This window comes from Pseudonocardia acidicola (assembly GCF_012911935.1).
In the GTDB taxonomy this organism is placed as follows: domain Bacteria; phylum Actinomycetota; class Actinomycetes; order Mycobacteriales; family Pseudonocardiaceae; genus Pseudonocardia; species Pseudonocardia acidicola.
In genome coordinates, this window is record NZ_JAAXLA010000023.1 from 79754 (window position 1) to 88626 (window position 8873).

An 8873-nucleotide genomic window follows, 5' to 3' on the forward strand; every position below is an offset into this window, starting at 1 on the left:
GTGGTCGTCCACTCCCAGCACGCCGACAGCGACACCGCGCTGCGGTTCCTGGAACTCGGCGCCGTCACCTACCTGACCAAGGCCGAGGGCCCCGAGCACCTGATCCCGGCGATCGCCTCCGCCGCGGGTTCGCGCGAAGTACGCCGAGGCCGGCCGCCCGGCCACCACGAAGGCGGGCGCGGGCACTGCAGGACGGGTTGGTGGATCCCGCCGGGCTGTGACGCCGGCGTAGCGGGCCGTCGCCGCCGCGGCTTGTCCGCGCAGTGCCCCATGCACGGCAGTGCCCCATGCACGGCAGTGCCCCATGCACGGCAGTGCCCCATGCACGGCAGTGCCCCATGCACGGCAGTGCCCCATGCACGCCCCCGCCCCGATCGCACCGGTCCCGTTGGCACGCCGGCGCCCGGCCCTCGTCCCGGGTGTCGAGCGAACGACCGACACAAGCCGCTCCGAGCCGTGACAACCGCAACAAATCGGGCGTCGCTGCGAGGAGATCGTGAGCGCGTGCGTCGCCCCAGGGCGCAGGCTCACCGACCCCGCCCCGGAGGCCCCCGTGACCGTGACCCCGCCGCACGACCCCTACGCCCAGCCCGGCCCGCAGCCCTACGGCCGGCCGCAGTACAACCAGCAGCCCCACCCTCAGCCGGGTCCCGCGGGGTACGGCCCGCCGCCGTACGGGCAGCCGGGGTATCCGGCGCCGCTCCCCGGCTACCCGGCCCCGCCGAGAGGCGCCTTCGCGTCCTGGGGTGCACGGGTGGGCAGCGCGCTCATCGACGGTCTCATCCCGACCGCCATCGCAGCGATCCTGACGATCCCGATCTCGATGTCCGGCGACCTGGGCGTCACCTTGATCGGATCGTTGCTGCTGTTCCTGGCCGTGCTGGGCTTCACGATCTGGAACAGCGGCTACCGGCAGGGCACCACCGGGCAAAGCGTCGGAAAGAAGATCGTCGGAACCCGGCTGGTCACGGCCGCGACCGGGCAGCCGGTCGGGTTCGGCCTCGCCATCGGCCGGCAGCTCGCGCACATCCTCGACGGGCTCCCGTTCTACCTCGGCTACCTGTGGCCGCTCTGGGACGAGCGGCGCCAGACGTTCGCCGACAAGGTCTGCAACACCCTCGTCGTCCGCGCGGACGGCTGAACGCGCCGCGGCGCCCGCCCGAAGTGGGCCGGCGCCGCGGTCGGGCGGATTCGGGAGGACGGCCGGTGATCAGCCGTGGTTGCCCTGGTTGCCCGCGCCGTTGCGACCCTGGCGCTGGTTGGTCTGCGCGGGGGTCTTCTGGTTCGCCTGGGCCTGGTTGGGCTGGGCCTGGTTGGGCTGGGCCTGGTTGGGCTGGGCCTGGTTGGGCTGGGCCTGGTTGTTGCCCTGACCCTGCTTGGCGTCGGTGACCTTGCCGGTGCCGTCGGCCATCGTCTGCAGCGGCGGCCCCCGGTGCAGCAGCTGCTGGCAGCCCAGGTTCGTCCAGGTCGCCGTCAGCCGCTGGGCGAGGAACCCGAACAGGGTCGTCGCCATGGCCGGGTCCGGCGAGGCCGCGGCGGCCGTGAACGGCTTGTCCAGGAGCAGCCGGGCGGGGGCGATGTCGGCGATGTTCTGGCAGTAGGCCTTGCCGGTGTCGACGGCCGGGTTCAGCGGCGGCTGGTCCACACCCGCCCGGTACAGGTTCGCCTTGGTGGTGTTCGGGTTCTTGTTGACCTGCGCCATCGGGTCGTTCGGCGGCACCAGCGCCACCGGGGCCGGCTGGTGGGCCGCGGCCTGCAACTCGTTGAGTGCGAGCGAGGCCGCCGGGGTCCCGCCGGAGGTCATGTCCGGGGCGGTGAAGGGCTGGCAGCCCAGCGTCGGGTAGATCCGCTGCACCAGCAGGCCGTTGTCCGAGGCGTTCGTCAGCAGCGTGGTCGCGCCCATTCCGGCGTTGGCCGGCGTGTTCTGAGCGATGCGCCCGTCACGCGTCGCCAGGTACTCCGTCACCAGGTTGTCACTCTGGTCCTGGTCGACCACGCTGAAGTCACGGGTCGTGGGGCACGGCTTCCCGTCCTTGGCCGTCCCGAGCGGGGGCACAGTGAGCTTGCCGGCCTGGATCGCGGTGTTGGCGGCGGCGAAGAACTGCGGCGCGTTGCAGTACCCGAACTGCCCGAACGGCGAGCCGTGCACACCGTTGACGCAGCTCGCGGCGTCGGCCTGCTGGGTGCGCAGCGTCAGCACATCACCCTGGAAGCCGAACCAGATGCCGACGACGGCACCGGCGGGCAGCGTCGGCTGCACGGGCGCGGCGGCCGGGGTGCTGCGGTCGTCGATCACGAGCGGCCGGTAGATCGACAACTTGCCCGTCGCCGGGTCGAGGATCGTCGCCTCGACGAAGGCCGACTGGTTCATGTTGGCCTCGTGGCACGGCCCGGCGTTGCGATCGGTGGCCGTGAGGCGGTACGGCGTGGCCAGCCCGGCTGCGGTCAGCGGGGCCGGGGGAACCATCAGGGTGCAGTTCGCGTTCACCGCGGGAGCGGTGTTCATGCCGACGGCCTTCTTCTCCGCCCGCTCCGCGCCGGACGGGTGGTCCTGCATCGCGGCCGCGGCGGCCTGGGGAGCGGCGTCGGCACTGGGCAGTGCGGCGTAGACGCCCGCCCCGCCGATCAGCAGTGCGGCGGCGAGCAGGACGACTAGCAGGGTGGGTCTCGGTGTGCGGGGGCGCACGTGGGATCACCTCTCGGGGACGGGGGCGCTCCGTGGCCGGCAGGTCCGTGGCGACGGACCGGGGTGGGGAGCGGCGTGCCGGCTGCACGGGTCTGATTGCGAGGCACGGGCCAGTCCATCCCGGGCGGGTGGCGCAGCGCTCACGTGTCGTCGCATCCGGCGAGGCTAGGTAGCGACACCGGGCCGGGCTCCGGTCCTGAGAACGGGGGTTGCGCGGCCGCGGCGGGTGTGCCGGCCGGCGCGACGACGGGCCGCCCCGCTCCGCCTGACGGCCGTCCCCGCTCGGCCGAGTGGCGCCACCGGGTTCTCAGGGATGGGCGGTGGGGCCTGTGTCACTGCGGCGGGCGGTCGGGTCACCGCCGCGGGCGGTCGCACGGGCCGGGCGCCGGAGGTGGTGACCGTTGAGCGTGAGAAAGTGGTGATCGTGCGCACTCAGGTGGGGCGTGTCGCCGGGGCCGTTGCGGTCGTCGGCGCCGTGGTCAGCGGATGTGGCAGCGGCCCCAGCCAGGTCGGCTCCGCAGTCATTGTGGGGTCGGATGCCGTTCCGCTGTCACAGGTCCAGTCCCAGCTCGACGTCGCGCTCGGCAAGACGGCGGCGGTGTCCCAGCTGGCTTACCAAGGGGTCGGCACCGATGACATCGCGCGTGACGTCGTCTCCCGAGCCGTCGTGCACGACCTGCTGCAGCGCGCCGCGGCCAACGAGGGCATCGTCGTCGGCGACCAGCAGGTCGACGCCGCGCTCGCCGCGATCGGCGGCGCCGACGCGGCCACCCAGTCCTCGCTGTACAACCTCTCCGCGTTGCGCGAACGGGTCCGTGACGAGATCACTGCGGCCGAGCTCGCCCGCCGCTACGTCGACCGGCTGACCGTCACCGTGGACGTGGCCGCTGCGACGTCCCGCGCGGACGCCGAGGCCAAAGCCCGCGCGATCGCAGCCGGTGGGCCCGCGGCCGACGCCGTCTTCAGCACCAACGCCCAGAAGGGCCTGAAGTTCAGCGCGGCCGCCGACCCCGAGGCCGCATCGGGCGCGTTGTTCGGCACCACCGCAGGCAAGATCGCGGTCTTCCAGCCGGCTCCCTCCCAGAGCAGCTGGATCGTGATGCGGGTGGTCGACCGCCGCACCGACGCGACACCGGCCGGCCCGTCGGTCGCCAACCAGATCGACCAGGCCACCCTGGTGAAGATCGGGGAGCGGCTGCTGCAGCCGATGGCCGATGAGCTCGGGGTGCGGGTCAACCCGCGCTACGGGGTGTGGGATCCGATCCAGTTGCGCGTCGTCGCCCAGGGCCAGGAGGCCGGCACGATCATGACCCCGACGGCCGGCTGATCCGTGTCCCGAACCGTCGTTGTCCTGTCCCCGCGGCTGGGCGCCGTGCTGCCGGCCGCGGCGTTGCCGGCGCTGCGCACCGCGCCGGTCGTGCTCGCCGCCGCGGACGTGCCCGCGGACCTGGTCGCCGCGGCGGGCGCGGAACCGCTCGGCGGGCCGGTGCCCGCCGACGCCGTGCTGCTCACCACCGATCCGGCCCATCCCGCCATCGCCGGTGCCGCCGAGGTGATCACGACGCCGGAGCCGGCCGGTGCGTCGCTGCTCGACGCGGTCGCGGTGATGGACCGGCTGCGCTCCCCGGGTGGCTGCCCGTGGGATGCCGAGCAGACGCACACCTCGCTGCTGCAGTACCTGGTCGAGGAGGCCTACGAGCTCTACCAGGCGATCGAGGACGGCGAGCGGGACGCGATCCGCGAGGAGCTCGGCGACGTGCTGCTCCAGGTGCTGTTCCATGCCCGGGTCGCGGCCGAGGGGGCCGACGGCAAGCCGTTCGACATCGACGACGTCGCCGGTGAGCTGGTCGCCAAGCTGGTCGGCCGGCACCCGCACGTGTTCGCCGGCACGGAGCGCATCGACACCGCCGAGCGCCAGCAGCACCGCTGGGAGGAGCTCAAGCGGGTGGAGAAGCAGCGCGAGTCGTCCGTCGACGGCGTCCCCCTCGGGCAGCCCGCGGTCGCGCTGGCCGCGAAACTCACCAGCCGCACGGCGCGCGCCGGGCTGCCCGCCGACCTGCTACCCGACGGCTGCACCGTGGGGGAGCAGCTGTTCGCGCTGGCGGCCAAAGCCAAGCTGGCCGGGCTCGACCCGGAGGCGGCGCTGCGCGGCGTGGCCCGCCGGTTCGCCGACACGGTCCGCGACGCCGAGCGCGCGGCCCGCGACGAGGGACTCGACCCGCACGCGCTCGACCCCGAGGCCTGGCACCGGCACTGGCCCGCGAGCCGGTCCGAACCCGCCCGCGAGCCGGGCTGAGGCCGCCCGCGAGTCGGCGGAAATCGGCGCGCGAGTCGGCAGAAGTCGGCGTGCGAGTCGGCAGAAATCGGCGTGCGAGTCGCGGTCTTGCAGGCTGAGATCGTTCTCAGCCGCCGTCCGTACGGTGAAGTGGTGCGACCGGCGTCGATCTTGGTGGGTTCTCTCGCCGCGTTCGCGGTGTTCCTGGTGACGGTGGTGGTGCTGGCTCAGGACCGGCGCTCCGGGGCCGGCTCCCAACGCGGTGACGGGTTGAGCCCGGCCCGGGTCGACCGCGACACCCCCGTCGCGCAGGGCGTGCCGCTGACCGCGGCGGTGGATCTGCGCACCTGGTCCACCGAGCTCGCCGGCCGGACGATGATCCCGGCCCGGGCGTTGCAGGCCTACGCCGCCGCCGAACTGGCCCAGCGCGCGGCGGGTCCGGGCTGCAGGCTGTCCTGGACGACGCTGGCCGGCATCGGGCGCGTCGAGTCCGACCACGGCCGCTTCGGCGGGGCCGCCTTGGACGCCGACGGGGTGGTCCGGCCGAGGATCATCGGAGTGCCGCTGGACGGCTCGGACGGCGTCGCCGAGATCCGGGACACCGACGGCGGCCGGCTTGACGGGGACAGCGTCTACGACCGGGCGGTCGGCCCGATGCAGTTCCTGCCGGCGACCTGGGCCCGCTACGGCGCCGACGGCAACGGCGACGGTATCGCCGACCCGCACCAGATCGACGACGCCGCCCGCGCGGCCGCCGCCTACCTGTGCGCCGAGGGCCGCGACATCGCCAGCGGCGAGGGCTGGTGGGACGGCGTGCTCACCTACAACCGGTCGGTGAACTACGCCCGGCTGGTCTGGGCCGCCGCCGACCGCTACGCCGCCGCAACGACCACTCCCTGACCCCGCGAGTCGCCCTTTTTCGGAGGGTGAGTCGTCCTTTTCAGGAGAGCCAATCTCTCTCCCGGAACCGCCGACTCGGGTGCCCGGAACTGCCGACTCGCGGGTCAGGCCGGTTCGGCGCGGTCCACGGCGATCCGGGCCAGGACCTCCCCGAGGGCCTCCTGGTACTCCGGGCGCGGGTCCATCGCAGCGGCCATCTTCAGCTGGGCCAGCGCCTCGCTGAGCCGGCTCTGCCGTTGCAGCGCCTTGCCCAGCGCGAACCGCGCGTAGTGGTCGGCCGGGTCCAGGTCGAGCACCTTGGCGAACGCCTCCTCGGCCCGGTGCAGCTGCGCGGAGTTGAGGTAGGCGCGACCCGCGAGCAGGTGCACCGAGGCGCTGTTGGGCTGGCTGTCGAGCACGGGGAGCAGGGCCTGCAACGCGTCGAGCGGGCGCCGGTCGGCGAGCAGCATCTCGGCACGGCGGAACTGCTCGAAGACGTTGTCGGACCCCGGCTGGCTCGTCATGGTCGTCCCTACGTTAGGTGGCGAGCGCAAGATCCGCGAGGGGTTGACAACGCGACGGGGCGATGTCACGCGGGTTCCTGCGCGGCGTCGTCGGGCACGGCGGTTACGCTGGCGCACCGGGTCAGGAGATCGGACGCTGGACGGGAGCACTGGTGGCGGTCATCGAGCAGGTCGGGGCACGCGAGATCCTCGATTCGCGGGGCAATCCGACGGTCGAGGTCGAGGTCGCACTCGACGACGGGACGCTGGCGCGGGCGGCCGTCCCGTCCGGTGCCTCGACCGGTGAGCACGAGGCGGTCGAGCTGCGTGACGGCGACGCGGCCCGCTACGGCGGCAAGGGCGTGGAGAAGGCCGTCGCCGCGGTGCTCGACGAGATCGGTCCCGAGCTGACGGGCATGGAGGCGGTCGACCAGCGCCTGGTCGACCAGCGTCTGGTCGACCTCGACGGCACTCCGGACAAGTCCCGGCTCGGCGCCAACGCGCTGCTCGGGGTGTCCCTCGCGGTGGCCAAGGCGGCCGCGGAGTCGTCCGGGCTGGAGCTGTTCCGCTACGTCGGCGGGCCGAACGCGCACGTGCTGCCGGTGCCGATGATGAACATCCTCAACGGCGGTGCGCACGCCGACACGTCCGTCGACGTGCAGGAGTTCATGATCGCCCCGATCGGCGCGGAGTCGTTCCGCGAGGCGGTGCGCTGGGGCGCCGAGGTCTACCACGCGCTCAAGGCGGTGCTCAAGGAGAAGGGCCTGGCCACCGGGCTCGGCGACGAGGGCGGGTTCGCCCCCGACCTGGAGGGCGGCACCAAGGCGGCGCTGGACCTCATCGCCGAGGCCGTCCAGAAGGCCGGCTTCGCGCTGGGCCGCGACATCGTCCTCGCGCTGGACGTCGCCGCTACCGAGTTCTACAAGGACGGCAAGTACCACTACGAGGGCAAGGAGCTCACCTCCGCCGACCTCGCCAAGGTCTACGCCGAGCTGGTCGAGACCTACCCGCTGGTGTCGATCGAGGACCCGCTGGCCGAGGACGACTGGGACGGCTGGGTGGCGCTCACCGAGGCGCTCGGGGACAAGGTGCAGCTGGTCGGCGACGACCTGTTCGTCACCAACCCGGAGCGGCTCGAGGAGGGCATCGCCCGCGGCGCCGCGAACGCGCTGCTGGTCAAGGTCAACCAGATCGGCACGCTGTCGGAGACCCTCGACGCGGTGACCCTGGCCCACTCCTGCGGCTACCGCTGCATGATGAGCCACCGCTCCGGCGAGACCGAGGACACCACGATCGCCGACCTCGCCGTCGCCACCGGCTGCGGCCAGATCAAGACCGGCGCCCCGGCCCGGTCCGAGCGGGTGGCCAAGTACAACCAGCTGCTGCGCATCGAGGAGGCCCTCGGCGACGCCGCACGCTACGCCGGCGAGCTGGCCTTCCCGCGCTACTCGGTGCCGCAGTCCGAGGCCTGAGGACGGTGCCCGTGGCCGAGGAACGCGGACGGGTCCGGGGTGACCGGGCCCGGCTGGGCCGTGGTTCGGCCCGCCCCCGGTCCTCGGCCGCCGGGCGCCGCGTCCGGGAGAAGCCACAGCTGAGCCGGACCCGGTCGCGGGCCGCCGGGATGGTGGCGGCGACGACCGGGCTGCTCGGGCTGTCCTCGACCCGCAGGGCCGCCGTGCTCGCGCTCGTCGTGTGCGCGCTCGCCCTGACCGTCGCCGTGCCGCTGCGCAACTACGTCGCCCAGCGCCAGGAGCTGTCCGCGGTCTCCGAGCAACAGCGGGCGCTGGCCGCCGAGGTCGACAGCCTGACCCGGCAGCGCGCACAGCTGTCCGACCCGGAGCAGGTCGCGGCGGAGGCGCGGTCCCGACTCGGATACGTGCGGCCGGGCGAGGTGCCCTACATCGTGCAGTTGCCGCCGTCGGCCGCTACCGCCCCGGCGGTCGATCCGCTCGCGCAGGAGCCCTGGTACCGGCGGTTGTGGCGCGACGTCTCAGAAGGTCCCCGATGACTTCCCCCGAATCTCCCACTACCCCCGGCCTCGGCGCCGACGACGCCGCGGCCGTCGCGGCGCAGCTCGGCCGCCCGCCGCGGGCGGTCCGCGCGGTCGCGCACCGCTGCCCGTGCGGACTGCCGTCGGTCGTGCAGACCGCGCCGCGGCTCGAGGACGGCACGCCGTTCCCCACGCTCTACTACCTGACCTGCTCCCGGCTCGCGGCCCGGCTCGGCACGCTCGAGGCCGAGGGCCGGATGCGGGAGATGACCGAACGGCTCGCGCAGGACCCCGAGCTGGCCGCGGCCTACCAGCGGGCACACGAGGCCTACCTGGCCGAGCGGGACGCGATCGACTCGCTCGGCACCAACGTCAGCGCAGGCGGCATGCCCGGTCGGGTCAAGTGCCTGCACGTGCACGCTGCCCACGCGCTCGCCGCCGGTCCGGGGGTGAACCCGTTCGGTGACGAAGCGCTGGCCGAGGTCGGGGAGTGGTGGGCCGCGGGCCCGTGCGTCACCTGCACCCACCCCACCCCGTAAC

Annotated in this window: 9 protein-coding genes; 7 read left to right on the forward strand and 2 right to left on the reverse strand. The window is 73.6% G+C overall.

From position 1 onward, the window contains the following. Nucleotides 1-496 precede the first annotated feature (496 nt). Nucleotides 497-1141 carry an RDD family protein gene (locus HF526_RS36930; protein ID WP_211177206.1) on the forward strand — a complete coding sequence of 215 codons (645 nt, stop codon included), beginning with the start codon at nucleotides 497-499 and terminating at the stop codon, nucleotides 1139-1141. A gap of 69 nt (nucleotides 1142-1210) precedes the next feature. On the opposite strand, the gene HF526_RS14550 is transcribed toward HF526_RS36930, so the two are convergent. Beyond that, nucleotides 1211-2686, reverse strand: a complete 1476-nt coding sequence (locus HF526_RS14550; protein ID WP_211177207.1) for a hypothetical protein — start codon at nucleotides 2684-2686, stop codon at nucleotides 1211-1213. Between the two features lie 424 nt (nucleotides 2687-3110). Here HF526_RS14550 and HF526_RS14555 point away from each other — a divergent pair, with 424 nt between their 5' ends. The 3 genes from HF526_RS14555 (at nucleotide 3111) to HF526_RS14565 (ending at nucleotide 5861) form a co-directional block, all read left to right on the forward strand. Beyond that, on the forward strand, nucleotides 3111-4013 hold the full coding sequence (locus HF526_RS14555; RefSeq protein WP_169381957.1) for a SurA N-terminal domain-containing protein: 903 nt from the start codon (nucleotides 3111-3113) through the stop codon (nucleotides 4011-4013). Between the two features lie 3 nt (nucleotides 4014-4016). Further along, nucleotides 4017-4982 (forward strand): MazG nucleotide pyrophosphohydrolase domain-containing protein, encoded by a 966-nt coding sequence (locus tag HF526_RS14560; protein WP_169381958.1) that lies wholly within the window; start codon nucleotides 4017-4019, stop codon nucleotides 4980-4982. Between the two features lie 132 nt (nucleotides 4983-5114). Beyond that, nucleotides 5115-5861, forward strand: coding sequence for a lytic transglycosylase domain-containing protein (locus HF526_RS14565; RefSeq protein WP_338051477.1), 747 nt, complete (start codon nucleotides 5115-5117; stop codon nucleotides 5859-5861). A gap of 104 nt (nucleotides 5862-5965) precedes the next feature. Here the strand turns inward: HF526_RS14565 and HF526_RS14570 are convergent, their stop codons facing one another. Next, nucleotides 5966-6364 (reverse strand): tetratricopeptide repeat protein, encoded by a 399-nt coding sequence (locus HF526_RS14570; protein WP_169381959.1) that lies wholly within the window; start codon nucleotides 6362-6364, stop codon nucleotides 5966-5968. Between the two features lie 152 nt (nucleotides 6365-6516). On the opposite strand from HF526_RS14570, the gene eno reads away from it, so the two are divergent. The 3 genes from eno to HF526_RS14585 are packed head-to-tail and all read left to right on the forward strand — an operon-like array spanning nucleotide 6517 to nucleotide 8872. Continuing rightward, nucleotides 6517-7815, forward strand: coding sequence for a phosphopyruvate hydratase (gene eno, locus HF526_RS14575; RefSeq protein WP_169381960.1), 1299 nt, complete (start codon nucleotides 6517-6519; stop codon nucleotides 7813-7815). A gap of 11 nt (nucleotides 7816-7826) precedes the next feature. Further along, entirely contained in the window at nucleotides 7827-8351 is a 525-nt protein-coding gene (locus tag HF526_RS14580) for an FtsB family cell division protein (protein ID WP_338051478.1), read from the forward strand. Further along, a complete protein-coding gene (locus HF526_RS14585; protein ID WP_169381961.1) occupies nucleotides 8348-8872 on the forward strand; it encodes a DUF501 domain-containing protein in 525 nt (174 codons plus the stop codon). The genes HF526_RS14580 and HF526_RS14585 overlap by 4 nt, the downstream gene beginning before the upstream one ends. Nucleotide 8873: the final 1 nt, after the last annotated feature.

What these genes read in the sequence shown, in the direction of transcription:
- HF526_RS14585 (WP_169381961.1), top strand. Translation starts at nt 8,348, where the DNA reads ATGACTTCCCCCGAATCTCCCACTACCCCCGGCCTCGGCGCCGACGAC.
- HF526_RS14570 (WP_169381959.1), bottom strand. Translation starts at nt 6,364, where the DNA reads ATGACGAGCCAGCCGGGGTCCGACAACGTCTTCGAGCAGTTCCGCCGT.